Origin of the sequence: Streptomyces beijiangensis (assembly GCF_017315755.1) — a bacterium.
GTDB classification, from domain to species: Bacteria; Actinomycetota; Actinomycetes; order Streptomycetales; family Streptomycetaceae; genus Streptomyces; species Streptomyces beijiangensis.
In genome coordinates this window covers 1-26,555 of the sequence record NZ_JAFLRJ010000156.1, presented here as the reverse complement: position 1 = coordinate 26,555, position 26,555 = coordinate 1, and the positions used below count along the sequence as shown (strand labels likewise).

At 71.2% G+C, this 26,555-nt stretch carries 26 protein-coding genes and 1 riboswitch; of the genes, 14 read left to right on the top strand and 12 right to left on the bottom strand.

Features of this window, described 5'->3' with window-relative positions:
* Positions 1-294: 294 nt before the first annotated feature.
* From J0695_RS17255 to J0695_RS17235, 5 genes are all read left to right on the top strand, one after another.
* Positions 295-1,380: a WD40/YVTN/BNR-like repeat-containing protein gene (locus tag J0695_RS17255; protein WP_206962955.1), complete on the top strand. Its 1,086-nt coding sequence runs from the start codon at positions 295-297 to the stop codon at positions 1,378-1,380.
* Positions 1,381-1,413: 33 nt separating this feature from the next.
* Positions 1,414-2,091 carry a uracil-DNA glycosylase gene (locus tag J0695_RS17250; RefSeq protein WP_206962954.1) on the top strand — a complete coding sequence of 226 codons (678 nt, stop codon included), beginning with the start codon at positions 1,414-1,416 and terminating at the stop codon, positions 2,089-2,091.
* A 23-nt stretch (positions 2,092-2,114) separates the two neighbouring features.
* A complete protein-coding gene (locus J0695_RS17245) occupies positions 2,115-3,008 on the top strand; it encodes an LURP-one-related family protein (protein ID WP_206962953.1) in 894 nt (297 codons plus the stop codon).
* A 4-nt stretch (positions 3,009-3,012) separates the two neighbouring features.
* Entirely contained in the window at positions 3,013-4,005 is a 993-nt protein-coding gene (locus tag J0695_RS17240; protein WP_206962952.1) for an N-acetylglucosamine kinase, read from the top strand.
* Positions 4,006-4,100: 95 nt separating this feature from the next.
* Positions 4,101-5,033: a sirohydrochlorin chelatase gene (locus J0695_RS17235; protein ID WP_206962951.1), complete on the top strand. Its 933-nt coding sequence runs from the start codon at positions 4,101-4,103 to the stop codon at positions 5,031-5,033.
* A gap of 64 nt (positions 5,034-5,097) precedes the next feature.
* Here the strand turns inward: J0695_RS17235 and J0695_RS17230 are convergent, their stop codons facing one another.
* The 6 genes from J0695_RS17230 to J0695_RS17205 all read right to left on the bottom strand — a co-directional run bounded on the left by J0695_RS17230 (position 5,098) and on the right by J0695_RS17205 (position 12,033).
* On the bottom strand, positions 5,098-6,138 hold the full coding sequence (locus J0695_RS17230; protein ID WP_206962950.1) for a lactonase family protein: 1,041 nt from the start codon (positions 6,136-6,138) through the stop codon (positions 5,098-5,100).
* 55 nt (positions 6,139-6,193) lie between these two features.
* A complete protein-coding gene (locus J0695_RS17225) occupies positions 6,194-7,366 on the bottom strand; it encodes a nitric oxide synthase oxygenase (RefSeq protein ID WP_372445788.1) in 1,173 nt (390 codons plus the stop codon).
* 323 nt (positions 7,367-7,689) lie between these two features.
* On the bottom strand, positions 7,690-8,445 hold the full coding sequence (locus J0695_RS17220; RefSeq protein WP_206962948.1) for a YcnI family protein: 756 nt from the start codon (positions 8,443-8,445) through the stop codon (positions 7,690-7,692).
* Between the two features lie 653 nt (positions 8,446-9,098).
* Positions 9,099-10,112, bottom strand: a complete 1,014-nt coding sequence (locus J0695_RS17215) for an ABC transporter substrate-binding protein (protein WP_206962947.1) — start codon at positions 10,110-10,112, stop codon at positions 9,099-9,101.
* Positions 10,113-10,126: 14 nt separating this feature from the next.
* Complete coding sequence (locus tag J0695_RS17210; protein WP_206962946.1) at positions 10,127-10,924, bottom strand: ABC transporter ATP-binding protein; 798 nt, start codon at positions 10,922-10,924, stop codon at positions 10,127-10,129.
* On the bottom strand, positions 10,924-12,033 hold the full coding sequence (locus J0695_RS17205; protein WP_206962945.1) for a FecCD family ABC transporter permease: 1,110 nt from the start codon (positions 12,031-12,033) through the stop codon (positions 10,924-10,926). The genes J0695_RS17210 and J0695_RS17205 overlap by 1 nt, the downstream gene beginning before the upstream one ends.
* A 102-nt stretch (positions 12,034-12,135) precedes the next feature.
* Positions 12,136-12,256, bottom strand: a riboswitch (cobalamin riboswitch).
* Positions 12,257-12,342: 86 nt separating this feature from the next.
* On the opposite strand from J0695_RS17205, the gene J0695_RS17200 reads away from it, so the two are divergent.
* Positions 12,343-12,969, top strand: a complete 627-nt coding sequence (locus J0695_RS17200; protein WP_206962956.1) for a precorrin-8X methylmutase — start codon at positions 12,343-12,345, stop codon at positions 12,967-12,969.
* Positions 12,970-12,988: 19 nt separating this feature from the next.
* Here the strand turns inward: J0695_RS17200 and J0695_RS17195 are convergent, their stop codons facing one another.
* Positions 12,989-13,744 carry a cobalt-precorrin-6A reductase gene (locus J0695_RS17195; protein ID WP_206962944.1) on the bottom strand — a complete coding sequence of 252 codons (756 nt, stop codon included), beginning with the start codon at positions 13,742-13,744 and terminating at the stop codon, positions 12,989-12,991.
* Between the two features lie 11 nt (positions 13,745-13,755).
* Here J0695_RS17195 and J0695_RS17190 point away from each other — a divergent pair, with 11 nt between their 5' ends.
* Complete coding sequence (locus J0695_RS17190; RefSeq protein WP_206962943.1) at positions 13,756-14,871, top strand: cobalt-precorrin-5B (C(1))-methyltransferase; 1,116 nt, start codon at positions 13,756-13,758, stop codon at positions 14,869-14,871.
* 14 nt (positions 14,872-14,885) lie between these two features.
* Here J0695_RS17190 and J0695_RS17185 read toward each other — a convergent pair whose 3' ends face one another.
* Positions 14,886-16,388 (bottom strand): FUSC family protein, encoded by a 1,503-nt coding sequence (locus J0695_RS17185; protein WP_206962942.1) that lies wholly within the window; start codon positions 16,386-16,388, stop codon positions 14,886-14,888.
* Positions 16,389-16,581: 193 nt separating this feature from the next.
* Here J0695_RS17185 and J0695_RS17180 point away from each other — a divergent pair, with 193 nt between their 5' ends.
* Genes J0695_RS17180 through J0695_RS17155 form a run of 6 tightly spaced genes read left to right on the top strand, consistent with a single transcriptional unit; the run spans position 16,582 to position 22,921 of the window.
* Positions 16,582-17,061: an Lrp/AsnC family transcriptional regulator gene (locus J0695_RS17180; protein ID WP_206962941.1), complete on the top strand. Its 480-nt coding sequence runs from the start codon at positions 16,582-16,584 to the stop codon at positions 17,059-17,061.
* On the top strand, positions 17,058-17,735 hold the full coding sequence (locus tag J0695_RS17175; RefSeq protein ID WP_206962940.1) for an HAD family hydrolase: 678 nt from the start codon (positions 17,058-17,060) through the stop codon (positions 17,733-17,735). The genes J0695_RS17180 and J0695_RS17175 overlap by 4 nt, the downstream gene beginning before the upstream one ends.
* 42 nt (positions 17,736-17,777) lie before the next feature.
* The gene (locus tag J0695_RS17170; RefSeq protein WP_206962939.1) at positions 17,778-18,335 is read left to right on the top strand and encodes a helix-turn-helix domain-containing protein; all 558 of its coding nucleotides are present in this window, start codon (positions 17,778-17,780) and stop codon (positions 18,333-18,335) included.
* Positions 18,332-19,810, top strand: coding sequence for an MFS transporter (locus tag J0695_RS17165; protein WP_206962938.1), 1,479 nt, complete (start codon positions 18,332-18,334; stop codon positions 19,808-19,810). The genes J0695_RS17170 and J0695_RS17165 overlap by 4 nt, the downstream gene beginning before the upstream one ends.
* Positions 19,807-20,331 (top strand): GNAT family N-acetyltransferase, encoded by a 525-nt coding sequence (locus J0695_RS17160; protein WP_206962937.1) that lies wholly within the window; start codon positions 19,807-19,809, stop codon positions 20,329-20,331. Before J0695_RS17165 ends, J0695_RS17160 begins: the two co-directional genes overlap by 4 nt.
* 40 nt (positions 20,332-20,371) lie before the next feature.
* A complete protein-coding gene (locus J0695_RS17155; RefSeq protein WP_206962936.1) occupies positions 20,372-22,921 on the top strand; it encodes a polysaccharide lyase family 8 super-sandwich domain-containing protein in 2,550 nt (849 codons plus the stop codon).
* 73 nt (positions 22,922-22,994) lie between these two features.
* Here J0695_RS17155 and J0695_RS17150 read toward each other — a convergent pair whose 3' ends face one another.
* On the bottom strand, positions 22,995-23,555 hold the full coding sequence (locus J0695_RS17150) for an NAD(P)H-dependent oxidoreductase (RefSeq protein ID WP_206962935.1): 561 nt from the start codon (positions 23,553-23,555) through the stop codon (positions 22,995-22,997).
* 125 nt (positions 23,556-23,680) lie between these two features.
* Here J0695_RS17150 and J0695_RS17145 point away from each other — a divergent pair, with 125 nt between their 5' ends.
* Positions 23,681-24,346, top strand: coding sequence for a TetR/AcrR family transcriptional regulator (locus J0695_RS17145; protein ID WP_206962934.1), 666 nt, complete (start codon positions 23,681-23,683; stop codon positions 24,344-24,346).
* Here the strand turns inward: J0695_RS17145 and J0695_RS17140 are convergent.
* The 3 genes from J0695_RS17140 to J0695_RS17130 all read right to left on the bottom strand — a co-directional run bounded on the left by J0695_RS17140 (position 24,343) and on the right by J0695_RS17130 (position 26,397).
* Positions 24,343-25,206, bottom strand: a complete 864-nt coding sequence (locus J0695_RS17140; protein ID WP_206962933.1) for a 3-hydroxybutyryl-CoA dehydrogenase — start codon at positions 25,204-25,206, stop codon at positions 24,343-24,345. The genes J0695_RS17145 and J0695_RS17140 overlap by 4 nt on opposite strands.
* A 33-nt stretch (positions 25,207-25,239) precedes the next feature.
* The gene (locus J0695_RS17135; RefSeq protein ID WP_206962932.1) at positions 25,240-25,623 is read right to left on the bottom strand and encodes a Zn-ribbon domain-containing OB-fold protein; all 384 of its coding nucleotides are present in this window, start codon (positions 25,621-25,623) and stop codon (positions 25,240-25,242) included.
* A 102-nt stretch (positions 25,624-25,725) separates the two neighbouring features.
* Complete coding sequence (locus J0695_RS17130) at positions 25,726-26,397, bottom strand: TetR family transcriptional regulator (RefSeq protein ID WP_206962931.1); 672 nt, start codon at positions 26,395-26,397, stop codon at positions 25,726-25,728.
* Positions 26,398-26,555 lie beyond the last annotated feature (158 nt).

The following is a 26,555-nucleotide window of genomic DNA, read 5'->3' as shown; positions in this document are numbered from 1 at the left end:
GTCGGTGAGGGTCCGGGTGATGTGCGAGCCGATGAAGCCCGCGCCGCCGGTGACGAGTACGCGCATGGTCTGGACGGTACGGGCGGGCGGGCGCGGCGCGGTGGTGCGGCGCCGATCCGTCACCACTACGTAAGGACCTTGGGCATGGTCATTGATATTACCGAGGGTAATACCAGGTCGGGGAGGGGACCCACGGGTGTCCCACGCGACTCGTCGGACACAGAGCAGGCCGTTGTCAGTGCCGGGGTGCAGACTGGCGCGTAAACCGGACAACGCCGTCCTGGAGGTGTCGTGATGACCGAAATCCTTCTCACTGTGGGCACGCGCAAGGGGCTCTTCATCGGCCGCAGGCAAGGCGGCACGTGGGAGTTCGACGGACCGCATTTCAACGCCCAGGCCGTCTACTCGATCGGCATCGACAAGCGACGTGCCGTGCCTCGGCTGCTCGTCGGCGGGGACAGCGCGCACTGGGGTCCATCGGTGTTCCACTCGGACGACTTCGGCAAGAACTGGACCGAGCCGGCGAAGCCCGCCGTCAAGTTCCCGAAGGACACCGAGGCGTCCCTGGAGCGGGTCTGGCAGCTGCATCCGGCCGGGCCGTCCGAGCCCGATGTGGTCTATGCGGGCACCGAGCCCGCGGCGCTCTTCCGCTCCGAGGACGGCGGCGAGACATTCGAGCTCGTACGACCGCTGTGGGAGCACCCCACCCGCTCCAAGTGGGTGCCGGGCGGAGGCGGCGAGGCGGTGCACACGGTGGTCACCGACCGCCGTGACCCGGACGCACTGACCGTCGCGGTGTCCACCGCCGGGGTGTTCCGCTCGCTGGACCGAGGAGCGAGCTGGGCACCGTCCAACCACGGTGTCTCGGCGGCCTTCCTGCCCGACCCCGACCCGGAGTTCGGGCAGTGCGTCCACAAGATCGCCCAGGACGCCGGGGACTTGGACCGTCTGTATCTGCAGAACCACTGGGGTGTGTACCGGAGCGACGACGCGGGCGCCAACTGGACCGACATCGGCGAGGGCCTCCCCTCCACCTTCGGCTTCGCCGTCGCCGCCCACCCGCATCGCGCCGACACGGCGTACCTCTTCCCGATCACCGCCGACTCGGACCGCGTACCGGCCGACAACAAGTGCCGGGTCTACCGGACGAACGACGCGGGTTCGAGCTGGCAGCCGCTGTCGGAGGGGCTTCCGCAGAACGCGCACTACGGCACGGTGCTGCGCGATGCGCTCTGTACGGACGACGCCGACCCGGCGGGCGTGTACTTCGGCAACCGCAACGGCGAGGTGTACGCCAGCGCGGACGACGGGGACAGCTGGCAGCTGCTCGCCTCGCACCTGCCGGACGTCCTGTGCGTAAGGGCTGCGGCCCTCGGTTGATCCGGCCCCGGTGTCCGCCAGTAGGGTGACCCCGTGCCAGCGCGACCATTGAAAGAAATCATCGAACCGGGATGGGCCCAGGCCCTGGAGCCGGTCGCCGAGCGGATCGCCGCGATGGGCGACTTCCTGCGCGCGGAGATCGCCGCGGGGCGTACCTATCTGCCGGCCGGAGCCAATGTGCTGCGCGCCTTCCAGCAGCCGTTCGACGAGGTACGGGTCCTGATCGTCGGCCAGGATCCGTATCCGACGCCGGGGCATGCCGTGGGCCTGAGCTTCTCGGTCGCCCCCGAGGTGCACCCGGTGCCCGGCAGCCTGGACAACATCTTCCGGGAGATGCACACCGACCTCGGGCTGCCGCGTCCCGCCAACGGGGATCTGACGCCGTGGACGCGACAGGGCGTACTGCTGCTCAACAAGGCGCTCACCACCGCTCCGCGAAAGCCCGCGGCACACCGCGGCAAGGGGTGGGAGGAGATCACCGAGCAGGCGATCCGGGCACTCGCCGCACGCGGGAAGCCGCTGGTTTCCGTGCTGTGGGGCCGCGACGCCCGTAATCTGCGCCCTCTCCTGGGGAATCTCCCCGCCGTGGAGTCCGCGCACCCCTCTCCGATGTCGGCGGACCGGGGCTTCTTCGGATCACGCCCCTTCAGCCGCACCAATGAACTCCTCGTACAGCAGGGCTCACCCCCGGTGGACTGGAAGCTTCCGTAGTCCGCCGGGATACTCTGCGCCCCATGACGACACAAGCGAACACCCCTGCGGGCTGGTACCAGGACCCCAACGGCCCCCAGGGGCAGCTGCGCTGGTGGGACGGCGTCCAGTGGACCGCGCAGACCCAGGCCGGCCAGGTCCCCCAGCAGCAGGCAGCACCACAGCAGGCACCACAGCACCAGGTGCCACAGCAGCAGTACGCACAGCCACAGCAGCAGCAGTACGCACAGCCACAGGCGCAGCCCGCCGCCGACCCGGGACGCATACAGCAGCAGGTGCAGCAGCGGGCCGGGGTCGCCCCGACGCACCAGGGCGGCGGCTCCCTCTTCACCGAGCCGGTCCTTGTGGTGAACCAGAAGGCCAAGCTCATCGAGCTGACCAATGAGTACAGCGTCTTCGACCAGCAGGGCCGCACACTCGGCACCGTGATCGAGGTAGGCCAGAGCGGCCTCAAGAAGGCCCTGCGCTTCGTCTCCAACCTCGACCAGTACATGACGCACCGGCTGGAGATCCGGGACGCGGCAGGACAGCCGGTGCTGCAGCTCACCCGTCCCGCCAAGTTCATCAAGTCCCGGGTGGTCGTCACCCGCCCCGACGGCGCTCCGGTCGGCGAGATCGTCCAGCAGAACGCCATCGGCAAGATCAACTTCGCGCTCATGGTCAACGGCCAGCAGGTCGGCGCCATCAAGGCGGAGAACTGGCGGGCCTGGAACTTCGCCATCGTCGACCAGAACGGCACCGAGATCGCCCGGATCACCAAGACCTGGGAAGGCCTCGCCAAGACGATGTTCACGACGGCGGACAACTACGTGCTGCAGATCCACCACCAGCTGCCCGACCCGCTGCTGAGCCTGGTCGTCGCCACGGCCCTGACCGTCGACACCGCGCTCAAGCAGGACTCCCGGGGCCTGGGCTAGTCACATGACCGGCATCCCTTCCCCCGTGCTCGGCGTCGACTCCGGCGGCTCCGGCATGCGTTTCGCCCTCGCCGCCGCCGACGGCTCCCCGCTCGGCGCTCCGATGGTGTCCAAGGAGCCGGTACACACCGGGACTTCGGGGATCGACGCCGGTCACTTCCTTTCCCAACTGCTCCCCGCCGCGCACCGGTTGCTGTCCGAGACCGGCGCGGAACGGCCCGCCGCCGTCTGTGTGGGCGCCGCCGGCATGGCGACGCTCGGCGACGAGCTGCGGGCCGAACTGCCTGCCGCACTGGCGAGTTCACTCGGCGTACGCCGTCTGGCGCTGGCCGGCGACGCGGTGACGGCGTACGCCGGAGCGCTCGGTCAGCGACCCGGTGCGGTGGTCGCGGGCGGCACCGGGATGATCGCGCTCGGCACCGATCTGACCCGGTGGCGCAGGGCCGACGGCTGGGGGCACCTGCTCGGCGACTGCGGCAGCGGGGCGCGGATCGGGCAGGCAGGCCTGGAGGCGGCGATGCGCGCCCACGACGGCCGGCGCGGTGGATCCGTACCGCTCCTCGCACGTCTGACCAGCGTGTTCGGACCGGCCGGAGACATGCCGGGGCGGATCTACCCCCGTACGGACCGGCCCGCGGTGCTCGCCTCCTTCGCACCCGAGGTGGCCGCCTGCGCGGCGGAAGGCGACCCGGTCGCCTTGGGAATCCTGACCGAAGCGGCCGGGCACATCGCCGAGGCCGCTGCCGCGGTGTGCCCGCCGGCAGGGGCCGGGGAGTGCGAAGTCGCCTTCACCGGGGGCCTGTTCAAAATGGGCGATCCCCTTCTCGTACCCCTGCATGCGGAACTCGCCGCGCGACTGCCGCACGCCACGCCGGTGCCTGCCGCTGGCGATCCGCTCTCCGGGGCGCTGCTCATCGCGTCGGCGCTCGCCCTCGACGACCTCCGTCTGCCGCTGCATCCGCAGCTGCTCCACGTGACGACAGAGCAGGATAGATGATCCGTAACGCCCTGAACGGATAAATGCGGACAGATAACGCTTGAATGGCCCCTCCCCGAACAGCCGCACCCCCAAAGCCAGTAGCATGCGGCGCCATGAGCTCCCCCACTGGGCCTGCATCCGGCCTGCCTGTACGAATGCCGCGACCTCGCCAGTCCGGACGGCACCGCCGCCCGGAACCCGCGGTGGCGCCCGAGGGCGCGCCCGCGCTGGTTCTCGCCCTTCCCGGCACCCCTTCTTCCGCCTCGCGCAGCCTGGCGGAAGAGGTCATCTCCATCGCACGCTCCGAGCTGCCCGGCCTCGATGCCCGGATCGGATACCTGGACGGCGCCGCCGACGACGCCGAATTCCCGACGCTGGACACCGTCCTCGCGCGCACAGCCACGGAGCGCACAGCGCGCTACGAGCAGGCCAGGGCCGCGGGCCGCGAGGTGGCCCCGCCCGAGGGCCCGGTCGCCGTCGTGGTGCCCCTGCTGGCCGGCCCCGACGCCGCGATCATGCGGCGGATACGGCAGGCCGTCGTGGACAGCACCACGCACGCCGAGCTGGCCGATGTGCTGGGTCCGCACCCGCTGCTCGCCGAGGGGCTGCACGTACGCCTCTCCGAGGCCGGTCTGGCGCGCGCCGACCGGGCGAGGCTGTTCACGGTCGCCACGGCCGCCGACGGCATCATCCTGGCGACGGTGGGCGGCGATGACGCCGTGCAGGCCGCCGGGATCACCGGCATGCTGCTGGCCGCGCGTCTGGCCGTCCCGGTGATGGCCGCCGCCCTCGACGTGGACGGCTCGGTGACCGCGATCGCCGAGCAGCTGCGCGGCTCGGGTTCCGCGCAGCTGGCGCTCGCGCCGTACCTGATCGGTCCCGAGGTGGCGGGGAGCCTCCTCGACGACGCGGCCAAGGAAGCGGGCTGCGCGGCATCGGAGGCGCTCGGCGCGTACCCGGCCGTCGGAAAGCTCGTCCTGGCGAAGTACTCCAGCGCACTGGGCATCACACCGCAGCAGCCTTCGCAGGGTGCTCCGGTCAGCTGATCCGGCGTACAAGAGGGCCCGCACCGGATCGCCGGTGCGGGCCCTCTCGCGCGTCGGACCAGGATCAGCCGAAGACCACGCAGGAGGCCGCGGGCGCCTCGATGGAGCCCGCGCGGCGCGGGATCCCGGTGCCGGGGTCGATGTCGAACCAGGTGACGTCGCCAGAGCGCTCGTTGGCCGCGTACAGCCGGCGTCCCGTGGGGTCCAGGGTGAGGTCGCGCGGCCAGTGGCCGCCGCAGTCGACGGTGGTGACCAGGGCGGGCTTCTCGCGGGTCCTGTCGAGCGCGAGGACCGAGAGCGAGTCGTGGCCGCGGTTGGCCGCCCAGAGGAAGCGCCCGTCGTGGGAGACGACGACCTCGGAGGCGTACGTCTCGGTGTACACCCCGTCGGGCACCACGGCCGTCTCGCCCACGGGCTGCAGGGTGCCCGCTCCCGCGTCCCAGCGGCAGACGGTCAGGGTCGGCTCCAGCTCGTTCAGTACGTACGCGTGCGTACCGTCCGGGTGGAAGACCAGATGCCGCGGACCGCTGCCCGCCTTCAGCGCCGTCTCGCCGTGCAGGGTCAGCACCCCGGTCGACGCGTCGAGCGCGCAGGTCCGTACGGAGTCGGTCCCGAGGTCCACGCTCACCACCCAGCGGCCACTGGGATCCGGCAGCACCTGGTGCGCGTGCGGGCCCTCCTGGCGCTCCGCGTTCGGGCCGCTGCCCTTGTGCCGCAGGACGGACGTGGGCTCCCCCAGCCCCCCGCCGCGCAGCGGGAGGACCGATACGCTGCCCGAGCTGTAGTTGGCGGTCAGCACATGCCCGGCCGCCACCGCGAGATGGGTCGGGTCCTTGCCGCCCACCGGGACGGCGGCGCCGGCCAACTGCGGCTGCGCGCCGGTCACGTCGTACGCGGCGACCGCCCCTTCGGCGGTCTCCGAGACGCCGTAGAGAACCGATCCGTCCTGGGAGAGCGCGAGGAACGAGGGGTTGGCGACGGCGTCGGTGGCGCCGAGCACCGTCAGCGCCCCCGTCCCGCGGTCTACGGAGGCGGAGATGATCCCCCGCCCTCCCGCCGTCGTGAACGACCCGATGAATGCCCGCCCGGTGCCTGAGCTGCCCACCGTGCTACCCCTCTCCGCCGACGACCATGATGTGCGGCCGACGGTAGCAGGGGGTCTAGACCAGCCCCTTGCCCCTGGCGCGTGACCTGGCGTCCTCGTGATGGACGTACGCCGGACGCCATTCGCGCGCGTCGTACGTCCGATGGAAGACCGGCGTCGCCGAGCCCGAGATGGGCGGCACGATCCACGCCCAGTCGGCCCCGACCACCCTCCCCCGGCTCTCCTCGCGTTCCAGGTGCGTGAGGAAGCGCTGCGATTCGGTGTGGTGGTCGGCGACGGTGACGCCGGCCCGGTCGAAGGAGTGCAGCACGGCCCGGTTGAGCTCGACCAGGGCACGGTCCTTCCACAGCGAGCGGTCGCTCGACCTGTCGTACCCGAGCCGGTCGGCGATGCGCGGCAGCAGGTCGTAGCGGTCGGTGTCGGCGAGATTGCGGGCGCCGATCTCGGTGCCCATGTACCAGCCGTTGAACGGGGATGCCGGATAGCAGATCCCGCCGATCTCCAGGCACATCCCGGCGATCGCGGGTACGGCGTGCCAGCGCAGTCCCCACTCCGTGGACCAGGTGTCCTCGGGGTGGTGCAGCTCCACTTCCAGTACGGCGTCGCGCGGCAGTTCGAAGCAGCGCGGTTTGCCCTCACCGTCCTGGACCACCAGCGGCAGGACGTCGAAGGGCGTGCCCGGGCCGCCGCGCCAGCCGAGCCGCAGCGCGAGCGCGGTGAGCCCGGCGTTGCGCGGATCGCCGATCACACCGCCGTCCCCGGTGAAGTAGCCCGCGTACCTGACCAGTTGCTCGTTCCAGATACGGGGTCCTGGACGCCCAGGGGCGTCCGGGGCGAAGACGGTGATCAGCGGGCGGATGCGGCCGCCGTTGGTGGCCTCCCGCAGATGCACGGCGCACTCGCGGGCCACGGACTCGGCGTCGTCGGCCGTCCGGCAGTCGCGGACGCGCAGCGAGCGCCAGTAGAGGCGGCCTATGCAGCGGTTGCTGTTGCGCCAGGCGACGCGCGCCCCGAAGACGAGTTCCTCACTGGTGTGCAGGTACGTCCCGGTGGCGTCGATCTCCGACCGTACGGCCGCGATACGCCGGGCGGGATCGGTGCCCGGCAGCTCCTCGTGGTGGTGGAGGCGGATGAACTCCTCCGCGTCCCGCCGCAGTCCGGCCGGTTCGGCGGGCGCGGAATGCTCTCCCGTTCCCGGGCGGCCCGCCGGGCAGCGGTCGGGCGGCACAGGCGCGTCGGCCCTCCCGTGCTGCTCCGTGGCCGGTGCCTGAGCGCCGGTCCCGCGACGGAACGGACGTAATTTCCGCATGGCACACCCCAAGAGCGTCGGAAGGGTCCCCATGATGCCGCCGGGTTACCCCCTGGGCGGACTGATCCACCCTGCCCGTGTCCCATGAATACGGTTCATCGGCGGGGTCCATGTCCACATCGCAGGTCAGAGGGCGCGACAGGGGCGCGCGGAGTGGTGCGGTGGGGGCGTGGACAGGGCGGCGAGCGCCGCCCCATGGCCCCGACGCGCCGTCAGGCGGCGTCGAGGCGCATGGCGTGCAACTAGCGACCGCGCGCGGCCGACCTGCTCCGGGCGATGGCGACTCCGGCCGCGATCAGGCCCAGTACGCCCACGATCAGCCCGGCGACACCAAGGCCGCGGGCCGTGGAGTCGCTGGACGCCGTCTCCGTGGCCTTCGCCGGCTTCGCGGCGGAGGGCGAGACCGTCGGGGCCCCGGAGGCCGGGGAACCGGCCTCACCGGCCGCCTTGGTGAGCTGCAGGACCGGTGCCGGGTTCTCCGGCTCCGCCTGGCCGTCCTTCGATTCCTCGATCCAGCGGGCGACCTTGCCGTCGGAGTACGTCTGCAAGGTCTTGAAGGTCAGTTGGTCGGTGTCCTCGGGCAGCTGGCCGAAGGCGACGTCGAAGTCCTCGTACTGGCCCTGCCCGATCTTCCCTCCGGTCCAGGTGATCTCCGACACGGCGTCCGTGATGGTGCCGTCGTCGGTCTTGACCGGGGACTTGAGTTCGGTGGTCGTCACCTTCGCGGTCCAGCCCGTCTGAGGTGTGACGAGCACGCCGAGCACCGGATGGCCGGTGGGCAGGAAGATCTGCACCTTCGTGGTGCTCGCCGTGTCCTCCTCATTGGGGACACGGAAGGTCAGGACACCGTCGGTTGCGCCCTTCGCGTAGCTGTCGGGATGGACCGTGACGTGCGCGAAGGCCGCGCCCGCCGCGGCCAGGACTCCGCTCGCGGCGAGGGCGGCGACCAGGGTCGTGCGGCGCACGGCGCGCCGGACAGTGTGGCGTGTGGGGGTCATGGGAGAACTCCGTACTGGTGAGAGCGTGTTGAGGGCGTGATGCGTACGGGTTCTCCGTGGGCGGCCCACGGCGGGAGACACTGTGCCGGAGCAGGATCCGGTGCGACGGCCACGGCCCGGCGTCACGCCCGGTGCCCACGCGGGCGGTCGCGGGCAACGGCCCGACCGGCGCTCGCCACCAGGCCGCGAGGCCCGGCATCCGTGCGACGGCCCAGCGCAGCACGGCCCAGAGCGCGGCCTCCCCGCGCCGCAGCCACCAAGAGGCGACAAGGGCTGCGGCGAGGTGCGCGGCCGTGGCCTGGTACGTCAGCGCATGCGTGTGCCCCATGGAGTGCGGATGCGCGGACATCGCACCGTGCAGGCGCGCGGGTGCGGCGCCGAACAGCACATGCAGAGCGGCCTGCACGGCGGCCATCGCACCGCAGATCCCGGCCTGCGACCGCTCCCTGCCCGCCAGCGGCCAGCCCAGGACGAAGACGCCCACGAACCCGGCACCGTCCGCCGGGACGGGCGGCGCGGCACCGGTCGCGAGCGCGTGGCCCGCGACGGCGAGAAGCACGCACACCGCGGCGAACACCGCGGTGCGCAGGCTCCGTATCGCCGGGGAGGCTCGCATGATGGCGGGATCCTCCCACGGTGCGGGCGGCGCCAGGTCAGACTCCGAAATTCCTCAGGGCCGCGGCGAGCGAGGCGACGGCGGCCGGATTACGCGGGCTCTCCACGAGATCCACGTAGTCGAGAACGACGATCCGGTCGTTCTTGATCGCCGAGACATTCGCGAGCGGCGGATAGGACTTCAGGAACTTCCGCTTCTGGGCCGCGCTGGTGTCCCCGTAGTTGTTGATGACGATCACCTCGGGGTCACGCGCGACCACGGTCTCCCAGCCCACCGTCGTCCAGGTGTCCTTGAGGTCCTTCATGACGTGATCACCGCCCGCCTTGGTAATGATGTCGTGCGGACCGGCGTACGCACCCGAGGTGAACGGCTTGTCCTGCCCGTCGTCGTAGAGGAAGACCCGCGGCCGGTCCGCGCCCTTCAGGGCGTTCGCCTGCGCCTTCGCCACCTGCTTCTGGAACGTCCCGATCAGCGTGTTGGCCCGGTCCTCGACGTCGAAGATCACCCCCAGATTCCGCAGATCGGTGTAGAGCGCTTCGAGCGGTGTCATGATTCCGCGTGCGTTCCCCCGCCCGTTGCGACACGACTCGCTCAGCAGATACGAGTCGATGCCCACCTTCTTGAGCTCGGCGGGGGTGAAGCCCTCCCCCTCGTTGAAGCCGTAGTTCCAGCCCGCGAAGACCAGATCGGCCCGGGCGTCGAGAACCAGTTCCTTGTTGATCCCCTTCTTCGAGAGCCACTTGGTCTTCTGATAGCCGCCCTTCCAGGGCACGGACGTGAGGTCGCCCTTGTCGTCGGGCATCACATAACCCGCCATGTGGTCCTCGAGCCCGAGCGAGAACATGATCTCGGTGATGCCGACGTCATTGGTGACCACTCGCTGCGGGGCCTTGTCGTAGGTCTTCTTCTGGCCGCAGTTCTCGACGGTCACCGGGTAGTGGCCGCCACCTGACCCGGCATCACCGGCCTGCGGGGCGACTTCGGCGCCGCAGCCGCCGAGGACCAGTGCGGCGGCGAGTGCGAGTGCGGCGGATCGTACAAAGGTGGGCATGGGCCGGTGGCTCCTCAGGATCCGGGACGAGCAGGGATACGAGCAGGGAGAAGACGGTCGAAGAGCAGTTGTACGGCGCCGGTCTCCGGGTGGTGCACCCGGTGCGCCCGTACGCCGAAAACCTCGGCCAGCAGCGCGGGCGTGAGCACGTCGTGCGGAGCGCCGGAGGCGACGATGCGGCCGCGGTCGATGACATGGAGCAGGTCGCAGTGGAGTGCGGCGAGATTGAGGTCGTGCAGGGCGGTGAGCACGGTCAGCCCGCTTTCGCGCACCAGCGCGAGGACCTCCAACTGCTGGGCGATGTCCAGGTGGTTGGTGGGTTCGTCGAGTACGAGCACCCGGGGCTGCTGAGCCAGCGCGCGGGCGATCAGGACCCGCTGTTTCTCACCGCCCGACAGGGTGAGGAAACCACGGTCGGCGAGGTGGTCCGCACCGACCCCCGCCAGCGCCGCCGCGCATGTCCGGCGGTCCTCGTCGGTGGTACGGGCCACCGCCCGCTGGTGCGGCAGGCGTCCCATCTCCACCACCTCGGCGACCGTGAAGTCGAATTCGGTGACCGCCTCCTGGGGAAGTGCGGCCAGCCGTCGGGCGCTCTCGCGCGCACTCATCGCGTACAGGTCGTCGCCGTCGATACGGACCGTGCCGCCCGAGGGCCGCAGGGCCCGGTAGACGCAGCGCAACAGGGTGGACTTGCCACTGCCGTTGGGCCCGACCAGGCCGACGAGCTGTCCGCCGCCGGCGCGCAGTGTGACGTCCTCAAGGAGACGGGCTCCGGCGATCTCGACCGTCAGCGCGTCGATGTCGATCCGCATCAGGCACCGCCGAAGGTGTAGGAGCGACGGCGCATCAGCAGGACGAAGCACGGTACGCCGATCACCGCGGTCAGCACGCCGACCGGAAGCTCCGCAGGTGCGAGCACCACACGGGACAGGATGTCGACCCAGATCAGCAGGACGGCGCCCATGAGCGGGGCGACGGCCAGCAGTCGGCGGTGGTCGGCCCCGACCAGCATCCGTACCGCGTGCGGAACCATCAGCCCGACGAAGCCGATCGCTCCGCTGACCGCGACCACCGCCCCGGTGACGGCCGCGGCGACCAGGAACAGCTCCTTGCGCAGCCGTCCCGCGTCGACGCCCAGCGCCGCCGCGGTCTCGTCCCCCATCGCCAGGGCGTTCAGCCGGCGCGCCGACCAGCCGAGGTGGGCGAGGCCGCCGAGCACGGCGGTCGCGGCGATCGGTACGGAGCCCCAGTTGGCGCCTCCCAGGCTGCCGAGCATCCACATCATCGCGGAGCGGGCCGCCTCGCCGCGCTCGGCCGCGAACACCATGAAGGTCGTGACGGCCGAGAAGCCGTAGTACATCGCGGTGCCCGTCAGGACGAGCCGCAGCGGGGTCAGGCCGCGGGCGGTACGGGCGATCGCGTACACCAGCATCATGGACAGCAGCGCCGAGAGGAAAGCCGCCGAGGACAGCGCCCAGACCCCGAGCGTGCCGAAGGCCCCGAAGAGAAGCACCGCGTTGGCGCCGACGGCCGCGCCCGATGAGATCCCGAGGACGAACGGGTCGGCGAGCGCGTTGCGGACCATGGCCTGAACGGCGACGCCGATGGCCGACAGGCCGGCCCCGACGACCGCTGCCAGCACGGCTCGTGGAAAGCGCAGTTCCCAGACGATCGTGTACGCGGGGAACTCGTCCGGGGCGATGGATCCGCCGGTCAGCCCGGCCCACAGGTACCGCAGCACCGCGCCCCACGCGAGTCCCGAGGCCCCCATCCCCGCACCGCAGACGAGGGAGAGCAGAAGCGCGGCGCACAGGGCGGTCAGGAGGAGCGGCAGTGGGACGCGCCTGGGCGGTGCGGGTCCCGCGCCGGTGCGGGCCGTGCGCGGCGGCACGGCGGGTATGCGTTCGAGGGGGGTGGCCACGGGCGGTTCGCTTTCGCCTCGGGCCGTGCACCTGCGTGACGATCAGGAGCAGCCCGGACGCGAGGCGCCCTGCGCAGCGCCTCTCGCAGTCCACGGCGAATTGACAGGAGCCTCAACACCGCGGGTAATCGGGCTTACGGAGCCCTGTTGGGGCTCCGCCTACCGTTGCGGGTCAGCGCCGGAATTCGACCGGACTTCCCCCGCGGTGCATCTGCAGCCTAACGCGTAGAAGTTGACGCCCTGTAAGCGTCACCCCACTGCTGGGGCACATCCGGGCCCGATGTGATGATCGGTATGCTCACCGCCATGGTGCACCAGTACGAGAAGGACGGACCGGCGATCTACCGCCAGTCCTTCGCCACGATCCGCGCGGAAACAGACCTGACCGGCCTGCCCGCCGACGTGAGCAAGGTCGCGGTCCGCATGATCCACGCCTGCGGCATGGTCGACCTCGTACGCGATCTCGCCTTCACCCCTGGCGTGGTGGCCCGTGCCCGCGAGGCGCTGCGGTCGGGCGCGCCCGTCCTGTGCGACGTGTCCATGGTCGCCAGCGGCATCACCCGCAAGCGGCTGCCCGCGGACAACGAAGTGATCTGTACGCTCTCCGACCCTGCGGTGCCGGATCTCGCGGCTCAGCTCGGCACCACCCGCAGCGCCGCCGCCCTGGAGCTGTGGCGCGACCGGATGGACGGCGCGGTCGTCGCCGTCGGCAACGCTCCCACGGCCCTGTTCCGGCTGCTGGAGATGATCGAGGAAGGCGCGCCGCGCCCCGCCGCCGTCATCGGCGTGCCGGTCGGTTTCGTCGGGGCCGCCGAGTCCAAGGACGCCCTGGCCGCGCACCCGTCAGGTCTTGAGCACCTGATCGTGCGGGGCCGCCGGGGTGGCAGCGCCATGGCGGCCGCCGCCGTCAACGCGATCGCCAACGAGGTGGAGTGAGCACGTCAGCGGTGTGCGCCTAGGCCCGGCGGCCGAGGAGATCCTGCAGCCGGGCGAAAGCCAGGTCCGGGGTGCCGACCACCGCCACGCCCTCGGGAACCGGCGGCCGGCGCACCACGACCACCGGGATCCCCGCCTCGCGGGCGGCGGCGAGCTTGGGCGCGGTCGCGGCTCCGCCACTGTCCTTCGTGACGACGACGTCGATGCGATGGCGGCGCAGCAGCTCGCGTTCCCCGGCGAGAGTGAAGGGGCCACGCTCCAGCAGCACCTCCATCCGCGCGGGGTGCGGGGGTTCGGGAGCGTCCACCGACCGCATCAGGAACCACAGTTCGTCCAGTCCGGCGAAGGCGGCCAGCCCCGTCCGTCCTGTCGTGAGGAAGACGCGCCGCCCCAGCGCGGGCAGCGTCCGCGCCGCCTCCTCCAGGGAGCCGACCGGGTGCCAGTCGTCGCCGTCACCGGGCGTCCAGCCGGGCCGGCGCAGTACCAGCAGGGGAACATGGGCGGCGGCGGCAGCTGCCGCCGCGTTGAAACTGATCGTCCCGGCGAAAGGATGGGTGGCGTCGATGAGTGCGTCCACCTGGTGTGTACGCAGCCACGCGGCAAGGCCGTCGGACCCGCCGAAGCCGCCGATGCGCACCTCGCCCGGCGGCAGCGCCGGAGCGGCCACGCGCCCGGCGAGCGAGCTGGTCACCCGGGCCCCGGCGGGGAGTTCCGCCACCAGCAGTGCGGCGAGGCGGCGGGCCTCCGTCGTCCCACCGAGTACGAGTACGTGCATGAGGTCCATCCATGAGTGAGGCGAAGGGCGGGCGCGGCGCCCAACTCAAACACACCGGTCTGCGGCCCGGCTGGACGACCGGCGCCTGTGCGACCGCAGCGGCCACCGCCGCGTACACCGCCCTGCTCAGCGGCGACTTCCCCGATCCGGTGACGATCACCCTGCCCCGGGGCCAGACTCCCGCGTTCGCGCTGGCGGTGGAGGAACTGGCCGAGGGGTGGGCGACGGCCGGGGTGGTCAAGGACGCGGGCGACGATCCTGACGTCACGCACGGCGCTCTCGTACGGGTCACGGTGCGGCGGCTCCCACCCGGCTCGGGGGTGGTTTTCAAGGCCGGTCCCGGCGTGGGCACGGTCACCCTGCCCGGCCTGCCGCTCGACGTCGGCGAGCCCGCCGTCAACCCGGTGCCGCGCCAGATGATCCGCGACCACATCGCAAGGGTCGCCGCGGAGCACCGGGGTTCGGGGAACGTCGAGGTCACGGTCTCGGTGGACCACGGCGAGGAGATCGCCCGCTCGACCTGGAACCCGCGGCTGGGCATCCTGGGCGGGCTGTCGATCCTGGGCACCACCGGCATCGTGGTGCCGTACTCCTGCTCGGCGTGGATCGACTCGATCCGCCGCGGTGTGGACGTGGCCCGCGCCGCCGGGCAGACCCATGTGGCGGGCTGTACCGGTTCGACCTCCGAGAAGACCGTGGTGGCGGAGTACGGGCTGCCCGAGATCGCCCTCCTGGACATGGGCGACTTCGCGGGCGCGGTGCTCAAGTACGTACGCAGGCACCCGGTGGACCGGCTCACCGTCTGCGGCGGGTTCGCGAAGCTGTCGAAGCTCGCCGCAGGCCATCTCGACCTGCACTCCGCCCGCTCCCAGGTCGACAAGCCTTTTCTGGCCGCACTGGCCCGCCGGGGCGGTGCGGACGCGGACCTGGCGGCCGAGGTGGAGGTCGCCAACACCGGCCTCGCGGCGCTCCGGTTGTGCGAGGCGCGGGGTGTCCCGCTCGGCGACCTGGTGGCGGTGGCCGCACGGGACGAGGCGCTCACGGTGCTGCGGGGTGCACCCGTCGCCGTCGATGTGATCTGCATCGACCGGACGGGCGCGGTCGTCGGGCGCAGCAGCGTGCACTGACCGCCCGGGCTGCTTCAGGCGCCTGCCGGTGAGGCGTACGGCGCGTGGTGGAGCGGTGTGGCGAGTGCGCTGAGTGCGTGTTCCAGGCCGTGGATGTGGGCGAGTGCGGGCTCCGCCGCGGCCGGGCGCGGCTCCGGGGAGGGTACGACGCGGGCGCGGTGAGTCCTGGGGGACGTCAGGATTCCCACCGCGGTCTCGACGCGCCAGCAGGCGGCCGCGAGACGGGCGTCGTGCGAGGCGTCGGGGTCGGCGGCGATCGAGGCGAGGCCGCGTACTTCGCGGGCGCAGTCGTCGAGCAGCGTCAGCACCTGGCGGGCGCGCGCCTTGCGGGACCGCAGCGGGTTCAGGGGGTGGACCAGCGGTGCGAGGGAGAGACGTACGCGTCCCAGGAGGATTCCGAGTTCGGCGATGTGCGGCGCCGGGTCCGCGTCCGGGGTGCCGGCCAGGCGGGCGGTCGCCTGGGCGGTGCACACATGGACGCAGTGCAGGGCGCGCTGGATCCAGGCGTCCGTCGTCGCGTGGGTGGTGACGGGCAGCACCAGCAGTACGGCAAGTCCGGCACCCAGCGCCCCGGTGCCCGTCTCGGCGAGACGAAGCGCGAGCAGGGCCGGGTCGAGGACGCCGAGCAGGCCGTACAGCACGGAGGCCATCAGGGTGACGGAGAAGACCATCCAGGAGTACGACACCGCTGCCGTGTAGAAGATCCCTGCGACACACAGGGCGACCAGTACGGACGAGGCGACAGGGTCGCCGTGCAGGGGGATCGCGATGAGCAGCCCCGCGGGGACCCCGACGAGCGTGCCCAGGACCCGGCGGAAACCGCGGACCAGGGTCTCCCCGCGCGAGGCGGTGTTCACGAAGATCCACCAGACGGTGCCCACCGCCCAGTACCAGCGGTCCTGCGAAAGCGCCTGGCCCAGTGCGAGGGCGAACGCGCAGGCGGCGGTCGCCTGGACCGCCTGGCGGGTCGTCGCACGCGCCAGTCCGCGCCCGCCCGGCGGGGCGGGCACTGCCGGCGGCCGCATGCGGCGCTCGAAGCACCACAGGCCGAAACGGACCGTCGAGGAGACCAGCAGGGCCAGCGCGACGGCGGTGTACAGCTCGGGAAGCTGGGCGGGGGTGGCGTGCAGGAACTGAGTGATGAAGAAGGTCATGAACGCGAAGATCCCCACCGCGTGCCCCCGCGGACCCCATCTGCGGGCGTACACCCCGGCGCCGACGACGGCGAGGAACGCCGCGTCACGGACCAGCGGCACATCGTGCAGTCCGCTGGCGAGTGCGAGCACCGGGAATCCGGCCACCGGCAGCAGCGCGGTGGTCAGGGCCTGGTCGCGGACCGTCGCGTCGTTGACCGTGAACAGCGCAAGGAGAGCGGCCAGGCCGCCCGTGACCGCGGCCACCAGCGAATGCCCGGTCACGCCGCACACGGCCACCGCCCCACCGATCCCCACCACGGCACGGGCAGCGCTGCGCAGCCGCAGCAGCCCCGGATCCGGAGCGGCGAACATCCTCTTCATGGCGGTGTCCCCGCCCCCCTTCGACCTTCGGCTCTGCCGCAGACATGGCAAAGGCGCCGCGGGTCGGCCCGCAGCGCCATCGATAGGGAGAGCAAAGCATCAAGAGGGACGTTGGCTCAACCGGCCCCGAATGTGCTGGGCCATTGGTACAGTCATGATCCCATCGGCAGTGCCAGAAGGAGACCAACGGACCATGGCGGTGGACGAGCTCGACACCCGCATCCTGAAGCTCCTGATCGAGCAGCCGCGCACCAGCGTGCGCGAGTACGCCCGGCTCCTCGGTGTCGCCCGCGGCACCGTCCAGTCGCGTCTCGACCGTCTTGAGCGGGACGGCGTGATCACCGGGACGGGCCCGGTCCTCTCCCCCGCCGCGCTCGGCCACCCGGTGCTCGCCTTCGTCCACATCGAGGTCACCCAGGGGCATCTCGACGAGGTGGGCGAGGCGCTCGCCGCCGTACCGGAGATCATCGAGGCCTTCTCGATCACCGGGGCAGGGGATCTGCTGACCCGGGTCGCCGCCCGCGACAACGGCCATCTCGAAGACGTCGTCCAGCAGCTGATCCAGCTGCCCGGCGTGGTCAGGACCCGTACCGAAATGGCGCTCCGCGAGCGTGTGCCGCACCGGCTGCTGCCGCTGGTCGAGGCCGTGGGCAGGGCATCCTTGTCACCATGAGCGCTATTCCGGTCATCTTCGATCTCGACGGCACACTCGTGGACAGCGAGCCGAACTACTACGCAGCGGGACGTCAGCTCCTCGCCCGGTACGGGGTGACGGACTTCAGCTGGGAGAGCCACTCCCGGTTCATCGGCATCAGCACGCGCGAGACGCTGGAGACCCTGAGCGCCGAGTACGGGATCGAAGCGCCCCTGGACGAACTCCTGGCCGCGAAGAACGCGCTCTATCTGGAGCTGGCCCGCACCTCCACCGAGGTGTTCCCGCAGATGCGGAAGTTCGTCGAGCGGCTGCATGCGGACGGCGCTCCCATGGCCGTGGCCTCCGGATCGTCGCTCGCCGCCATCGAGGCGATCCTGAGCGGTACGGGTCTCGACGCGCTGATCACCACCGTCGTCTCCGCCGAGGAGGTCGCGCACGGCAAGCCCGAGCCCGATGTGTTCCTGGAGGCTGCCCGCAGGCTCGGCGCGGTCCCTGCCGACTGCGTCGTGGTCGAGGACGCGGTGCCGGGTGCGGCCGCCGCGCACGCGGCCGGCATGCGCTGCATCGCCGTTCCGTACGTACGCGAGACGGCCGGCGATCCGGCGTTCACCTCGGCGGCGCTGCTCTTTCCTGGCGGCCAGGACGAGTTCACCGCACAGGCCGCCACCGAGTGGCTTCACGGCCTCCGCTGAACCTCTTCAATCGTCTCCCATATCCGGGATACCATCCCGGATATGGGAGACATTGATGTGCGGCTGGCAGCGAGGCTTGCCGAGCTCCGCACCGAACGCGGCTGGTCGCTGGACGAACTCGCGCAGCGCACGGGCATCAGCCGGTCCACGCTCTCGCGCCTGGAGCGCGCCGAGATCAGTCCGACCGCATCGCTGCTCGGCCGCCTCTGCTCGGTCTACGAGCGCACCATGTCCCGGCTGCTGACCGAGGTCGAGGCCGATCCCACCCAGCTGGTGCGCGCCGCCGACCAGCGTGTATGGACCGACGAGACCTCCGGTTTCGTACGGCGCTCGGTCTCGCCGCCGCACGCCGGACTGCGCGGCGAACTCGTCGAGGGCACCCTCAAGCCCGGCGCCGACATCGCGTACGAAGGACCGGCCGTGCCGGGCCTGGAACAGCACATCTGGGTGCTCGAAGGGGCCGTGCAGGTCACCGTCCAGGGCGAGACCCATGAGCTCGCGACCGGGGACTGTCTGCGGTTCCGGCTCTGGGGGCCGACGCGCTTCCTCTGCCAGGGGCCTGACGCCGTCCGTTACGTCATAGCGGTCGTGCTGCCATGAGCGGCAGGGGTGCGGGTACGGACACGAGCACGACCCCCGGCTGCGCCCGCCGCGACCGTCTCGTCCTCGCCGTCTGCCTGGCGGCCGGGTTCACCACGCTGCTCGACCAGTCGGTCCTCAACATCGCGGTGCCCTCGCTGCGCGACGCGCTCTCCGCCGACGCCGCCCAGCTCCAGTGGATCGTGGCCGGCTACTCGCTCGCCTTCGGCCTCGCTCTCGTACCGGGCGGCCGGCTCGGCGACCTCCACGGCCGCAAGCCCTACTTCCTCGCCGGCATGGCGCTCTTCGTCGCCTCGGGCATCCTGTCGAGCTGTGCGGGCAACGCCTGGGTCGTGGTCGTCTCACGGCTGCTGCAGGGCTTCGGCGCGGGGATGGTCAACGCCCAGGTGATCGGCACCATCCAGGACGTGTTCAGCGGCCCGGCCAGAGCGCGGGCGCTCGGCCTGTACGCGGTGACGGCGGGGGCCGCCGCCGCGCTGGGGCCACCGCTGGGCGGTGCGCTCATCGCCGTCGCCGGACCGGACATCGGCTGGCGCCTTGCCGTACTCCTCAACGCGCCCTTCGGGCTCGCCGCACTCGCCCTCGCGGCACGGCATCTTCCCCGACACCGTGCGCACGGCGGGCAGGCGGGCCTGGACCTCCCCGGGATCGGGCTCTTCGCCGCCCTGACCGTACTGATCATGCTTCCCTTCATCCGGTCCTCCGGTTACGCGCTCTACGGCGCGGGCGCCTGCGCCGCAGCCGGTGCGCTCGTCGTCCAGCAGTACCTGCGGGCGCGGTCCGGGCGGCAGCCGCTGGTCCATCCGGCGCTGCGCCGGTCGGCTCCGTACGCGCTGGGCACCATGGTGGCGATGGCCCAGTTCGGGGCCTCGCTCGCCGCCGGGATGGTCCTGGCGCTCTTCCTGCAGGGCGCCCTCGGCCTGTCCGCCATGGCCGCCGCGGCGGTCATGCTGCCGCAGGCGCTGGGCATGGGCGCGACCTCGGTCTTCGCCTGGCGGGCGGTACGGCGCTTCGGCGAGCACCGGGTGGTGACGGCAGGGCTCGCGCTCTCCGCGGTCTCCCTGCTGGCGAGCGGGGCCGCCACGCTCTACCTCTCGGCGGGCGTGCTTCCGTTCCTGCTCGCCGCGTTCCAGTTCTGTGCGGGAGCGGCGACCGGGCTCACCGTCGCGCCCACCCAGGCACAGGTGCTGCGGCACGCACCCGGCGAGGCGGCCGGGGTCGCGGGCGGCATCCTGCAGATGTCGCAGCGCATGGCGGCCGCGGTCTGCATCAGCGCGGTCTCCGGCATCTATCTGCACGGTGCGGGCTCGGGACTGTCCGGACTGCGGCACGCGTACTGGTACGCGGCGCTCGCCTGCGCCGCGATCGTCGGCGCGGGCCTGCTCGTCTCCGTACTCAACCGGAAGCTGAGCACATCGCCCCCGCAGCCCGTCGAGGCCCCGGCAACCACACCCCGAGAGGAACTCGCCCTGTGAACACACCAGTCCGCCTCTCCCCCACCGAACTCCTCGGCGCAGCCGTGGAGTTGGCCGACCTCCTGGTGGAGGCCGTGTCGGACGGCGCCTCGCTCGGCTTCCTCGCCCCGCTGGACCGCAGGGAGGCCATCACCTGGTGGAGCGCCATGGCCCCCGATGTGGCGGAGGGACGGCTGGTGGTGTGGGCCGCGTACGACGCGGGCCGGATCACCGGGACGATCAGCTTCGTCCCCGGCCGGAAGGCCAACGCACGCCACCGTGCGGAGATAGCCAAGCTTCTCGTACGCAAGGAAGCGCGCGGCCAGGGCCTGGCCCGCCGCCTGCTCGCTGTCGCCGAGCACCATGCCGCCGAGACCGGGGTGATCCTGCTGATGCTCGACACCCAGACCGACAGCGCCGCCGACCGCCTCTACCGGCGCGAGGGCTGGACCGCCTACGGCACCGTGCCGGATTACGCGGCCGACCCGGCCGGCGTCCTGCAGCCGTGCACCTTCTTCCGCAAGGCCCTCGCATCTGCTTGACTCCGCCCGCCGAAACGTCAACTCACCGGCGGAGGAAGCCATGGAGATCACCCGCAGAAGTCTGCTGTCCGCCGTCCCTGCCGTCGGTCTCCTGGCCGCTCTGCCCTCCCCGCCCGCGAGCGCCGCCGAATCCCCCGCGGACACGGCACGACTGCTGGCCAACACCGTGGCGATCCTCGCCGGGACCCCCGAGTCCAACGCCCGCCCCGAGATCGCCGCCAAGCTCGCCGCCGTCGACCGGACCGCGCGGACGAACCTGAAGTCGATGGACGCGGCGGGCGCGGGCGAACTCTTCGCCGGTCTGGTCCTCGGCACCGACGAGACCGGTCTCAACACCGCTTTCCGGCGGCTGTACGAGATCGCCCTCGCCACCCGCACACCGAACCCCGCCGTCCCCTCCGACCTGTACGGGAACACCTCCGTGCAGCGCAGGGTGGCCGACGGTCTGCGCTGGCTGCACGCGCACTACTACGGCGACCAGTCCAAGGGCTACTACGGCAACTGGTTCTACTGGGAGATAGGCCTCTCGCAGTACATCAGCAAGACGCTGATCCTCCTCGCCGACGTCGTTCAGGCCGACGATCCCGCCCTCGTCACCACGTACGTCGCCTCGATGGACGCGTATCTCCGCAACGGCACCGCCGGGGACGTCAATCTGGACTCGCGCTTCCACACCGGTGCCAACCTCGCCGACATCACCACCGACCGGATCCTGCAGGGTGCGCTCCTGGGCGACGACGCCCGTGTCCGCAAGGCCCTCGCCGACCAGCTGACCGTATTCGCGACCGTCGACCCGTACCGGCTCAACCACGGTGTCACGGACGGCTATTACGCGGACGGCTCCTTCATCCAGCACGCCTCCGTCGCCTACACGGGATCGTACGGAAAGGGCCTCCTGACCCGCGTCGTCCAGACCCTCAAGATCCTCGACGGGACGGGCTTCGCGGACGCCGGGGCGCTGGTGCCGACCGTGCAGGGCTGGGTGCGGAACGGTTTCGCCCCGCTCATCTTCGAGGGCTGGATGATGGAGATCGTCAAGGGCCGGTCGGTGTCGCGCCCCGACACCGGCTACACGGATGTCGCGGCTGTCGTCGAGGCCGTCGTCGATCTCTCCTCACTCGCGAGCGGCGCCGACGCCACCGCTCTAAAGAGCTACGTCAAGCATGTACGGGCGACCTCGCGCGCCGCCCTGGACCCCACCGGTTTCGTCTCCCCGGTCAGCATCGTGCGGTACGCGGACATCCTCGCCGACGCCGCCGTCCCGCCCGCGGACCTCAACCCGGCCTCGCGCAGCGTCGCCTTCAACGCCATGGACAGGAACGTGCACCGCAGGCCGGGTTACGCCTTCGCGCTGGCCCGCAGCTCGGCGCGGATCAGCAAGTACGAGTACATGAGCGGCGAGAACCTCATGCCGTGGTTCCAGGGCGAAGGGACGCACTACCTGTACCTCTCCGGCCAGGACCAGACGCAGGCGTACGGAGTCGACTACTTCACCACCGTCTCCCCGTACGGACTCGCGGGTGTCACCGCGCCGGTCGAGGAGCGCCGCACGATCCCGGAGCTTTACGGGAAGGCGTACTACGACAACCCCGGTCACCCGCTGAACTTCACCTCCTCGTCGGAGTCCCAGAACACCTACGTCTACTTCCCGCGCGCCACGGACCCGCATTCGGGCGGGGCCGTGCTCGGCCCGTACGGGACGGCGGCGATGGTGCAGTCCGACGACGTGCCCTACCGCGACAAGCAGGCGGGCGTGCTGCCGGACGACTTCGTCGTGTACCGCAACGCGACGGCGACGAAGTCGTGGTTCCTGCTGGACGAGGAGATCGTGGTGCTCGCGGCGGGCGTCGGCGGCGGGGCCGGGCGGGCCGTGACCACGACGGTCGACGCCCGCACCTCCGCACCGGACGACGAGGTCTCCGTCACCGGGATGCGCCGCGACGGCCGCCCCTGGACCGGCACGGGCACCGGCGACCTGCACTGGCTGCGCTACGCGAACGCCACGCAGCGCACCGCCGTCGGTTACGTCTTCCTCGACACCCCTCAGGTGCGCGTCACCCTGGAGAAGGTCACCCGCAGCCGCCGGGTGATCCGCACCTCGAACCCTGACACCCCGGTCGCCCGAGCCGTACTCGGCGTGACAATCGACGGGCCCTCCGGAGCCCGACCGACCGATCTGGCCTATGCGTTGGTGCCGAACGCGGGCGAGGCACAGCTGCGCTCGTACCGTCATGGGCCGTTGCGGGTGCTGGCCAACACCCCGCGTCTGCAGGCCGTCACTCACACCGGCCTCGGCCTCACGGCCGCCAACAGCTTCACGGCGGGCCGCCACGAGACGGCAGGTCTGCGGATCGAGGGGCCGGCCTCGGTGCTCGTACAGCGCGGGCACCACGGCCAGATCACGATCGCCGTGTCCGATCCGACGATGGGGCGGGACACGGTGACGGTCCTGGTCCGCGGGCGGTCGCTGCGGACGGTCTCGTCGGACGAGGGGGTACGGGTGCGCGCGGTGCACGGCGGCACCCTGCTGGAGGCCGACACCCGTCATGCGTACGGCCGGAGCTTCACAGCCGTACTGCGAAAGGGCTGACGGGACCCGCCCCGAGGGCAGCAAAAAGCCCGGAGGCGGCGCGTTCGTCGCGCCGCCTCCGGGCTGTCGTGCGTCAGACCGCTGCGGCGGTCGCGTGCTCGGTCAGGCGGCCGATGACCTCGGCGAGCGAGGTGACGACCTCGCTGTCGTCGGCGGGGTGCAGATCGGCGAAGCGCGTCACGGAGCCGGGGATGGACAGCTTGACGTCCTCAAGGACCGAGGCGCCCGCGACACCCGCGGCCTTGCGTGCGTCGTCCTGCGCCCACACGCCGCCGTACTGGCCGAACGCGGTGCCGACGACGGCGACCGACTTGCCGGAGATGGCACCGGCGCCGTACGGGCGGGACAGCCAGTCGATGGCGTTCTTCAGGACGGCAGGCATCGTGCCGTTGTACTCGGGGGAGAAGAGCAGGAAGGCGTCGGCGCTGCCGGCGGACTCGCGCAGACGGGCCGCGGCGGCGGGGACGCTGCCCTCGACGTCGAGGTCCTCGTTGTAGAACGGCACGTCGGCCAGACCCTCGTAGAGCTCGATCGCGACACCCTCGGGGGCGTGCTTGACCGCGGCCTCGGCGAGCTGACGGTTGTGCGAGCCGGCGCGGAGGCTGCCGACGAGAGCGAGGATACGAACAGACATGACGGGACTCCTGATAAGTGCGTACGGGACTCAAAGGCAGAACAACCGGACCGAGGTCCGTTTAAAGTTCTACCACCTATCCGGACCGCGGTCCACTTGTCTCATGGCAGAGCTACCCTGAAGCCATGACCGGTTCCGTCCCACCCCTCTTCCCTCCGTCCGACGCCCAGTACGGACCGGCCGATCTCACCCTCACCCCGGCCGGGGAGCCGCCGACGCTCAGGGCGGACGCGGCGCGCAACCGCACCCGGCTGCTGGAGGCCGCCTCACAGCTGATGAGCTGCTGTGGAGCCACGGATCTGACGATGGAGGCGGTGGCCACCGCCGCGGGAGTCGGCAAGGGAACCGTCTTCCGGCGCTTCGGCGACCGCACCGGACTCCTCATCGCACTGCTCGACCACCGCGAGCAGCAGCTCCAGGCCGCCTTCCTCTCCGGTCCCCCGCCCCTGGGCCCCGACGCACCCCCGGTGGAGCGGCTGCACGCCTTCGGCCCGGCCGTCATCAAGCACGAGCGCGATCACCACGAGCTGATCCTGGCCGCGCGCACCGATCCGGTGCGCAATTACGTGGTCCCTGCGGCCCGGCTGCGCCTCACGCACGTCACGATGCTGCTGCGCCGGGCGAACGCGGAGGGCGATGCCGAGCTCCTCGCACACACGCTGCTCGGATATCTCGACACCGCCCTCGTCCACCACCTCGTCGTCGACCGGGGCATGCCGCTCGAACGTCTGGAGGCCGGCTGGCACGACCTCGTCGCCCGGCTGACCACGGGCGGCGACACGGCGGCCTAGTCTCCGTACGCGTAGAACCCCAGACCGGACTTCCGCCCGAGGGCGCCTGCGGCGACCATCCGGCGCAGGAGCGGCGGGGGTGCGTAGAGCGGCTCCTTGAATTCTTCGTACATCGACTCGGCGATGGACTGCGCGGTGTCCAGGCCGATCAGGTCGAGCAGACGCAACGGTCCCATGGGGTGGGCGCAGCCGAGCACCATGCCGTTGTCGATGTCCTCGGCGGAGGCGACACCGGACTCCAGCATCCTTACCGCCGAGACGAGGTACGGGATGAGGAGGGCGTTGACGACGAAGCCCGCCCGGTCCCTGGCGCGTACGACGGTCTTCCCGAGGACGCCCTCCGCGAAGGCCGTCACACTGTCGGTCACGTCCGGGGCGGTGAGCTGGGTCGGGATGACCTCGACGAGACGCTGTACGGGTACGGGGTTGAAGAAGTGCACGCCGACGACCTGCTGGGGCCGCGAGGTGACCGCGGCAAGGTCGATGATGGGGATCGACGAGGTGTTGGACGCGATGACCGCGTCCCCGCCCGCGAGCACCCGGTCGAGTTGCTTGAAGACCGCCGTCTTCACATCCGGCTGTTCCGCGACCGCCTCGACGACGAGATCGCGGCCGGCGAAGTCGTCGAGCTCCGTGGTGAACGACAGCCTGCCGAGGGCCAGTTCGCGCTCGACCTCGGTCACCTTGCCGCTGCGCAGGGCGCGTTCGAGCGACGCGGTGATACGGGACCGGCCTGCGGCGAGGGCCTCTTCGCCGCGCTCGGAGACCATGACGTCGAGCCCCGCGCGGGCGCAGACCTCCGCTATGCCGGACCCCATCAAGCCACAGCCGACGACGCCGACTCTGCTGAACTCACGCATCGATGCGTGTCCTCTCGTAGATATGCGCCCGGTTCAGTACCAGTCGACGCGCCCGCCCGCCTCACACAGCTCGAACACCACTTCGCCCGCTTCGGGGTCCACTTCGGCCACCGGGCGGACCCGGGCGCCCACCCACACCAGGTGCGGCGCCGCGCCCACGACCCGGCAGCGGAACACGAAACCCTCCGGGAAGCGGATGAGGGATTCGTTTCGCGCCGAGCCCGTGTAGCGGTTCACGACGCTGGACCGCACGACGACGCCGTATCCGGCACTGCGTTCGGAGTCGAGATCGCTCGATGCACAGACGGGACACAGCAGCCGCCTGAAGGAGGCCGTACCGCACCAGCGGCAGCGCTGGTAGACCAGACCGGTCTCTTCGTGCACTGCCGGTGCCGTGTCGATTCCTGTGCTGGACATGCTGCGGCCCCCTGCGCTCGGTTCGGGTGCGCCGCACCTTGCTGTCAGCGCCTCCGCACCATATGGCACTGAGTGTCAAACGGTAAAGGCACTCAGTACCAATTATCTTTCGCCGAGGGCCGACTCGATCTGCTGCACCACGCGCCACATCGGAGCACCCTTCGCCGCGACCATCACGATCACTTCGCCGTCAGCGGCAGGTACTGCGGGCGGGCGTCCGGCGCCGCTCCCCCATGTCTCCCGTACGATCCCGAGCGCATGGTCCACCGCCGCCTCGGCGTCGCCCTCGCCGCCCGAACGCAGCCAGGAACGCAGGGCGTTGTTGTGCGCGGCCACCACGGACGCGGCGATGACCTCGGCGCGCAGCGCGCCGTCCCGGGCGCCGTCGCAGCGGCGCTCCAGATATCCGGCGAGGGTCCGCTCGTAGCGGCGCACCACGGACAGCTCGTAGGTACGGAGCCCGGGGACCTCCCGAGTGAGGCGGTACCGCTGGACGGAGAACTCCGGGTTCGCCGCGTACATGCGCAGCACGATCCGGGCCGCGTCACAGACGGCGTCCACGGGTTCGGCATCGCCCGCGGCCTCCAGGAACGCGGTCATGTCGGCGAGGCAGCGCTCATGGTCCGGGAAGACCGCGTCCTCCTTCGACGGGAAGTAGCGGAAGAACGAGCGGCGCCCGACCCCGGCCCTGGAGACGATGTCGTCCACGGTGGTCCGCTCGAAGCCCCGCTCAAGAAAGAGCGCGAACGCCGCCTCGGCGAGCACATCTCGCATGGGTGCCTTCTTGGCTGGTCTGCGCGCCTCAGTCATGCGGGGAACGTAACACCGGAACCACCATTCTGGCACTACGTACCTTTACAGAGGGTACTGAGTGCCATAATCTCTTGTTCATCACCGCTAACCAGGTACAGGTAGGAGAGCCGGCGTGAGCT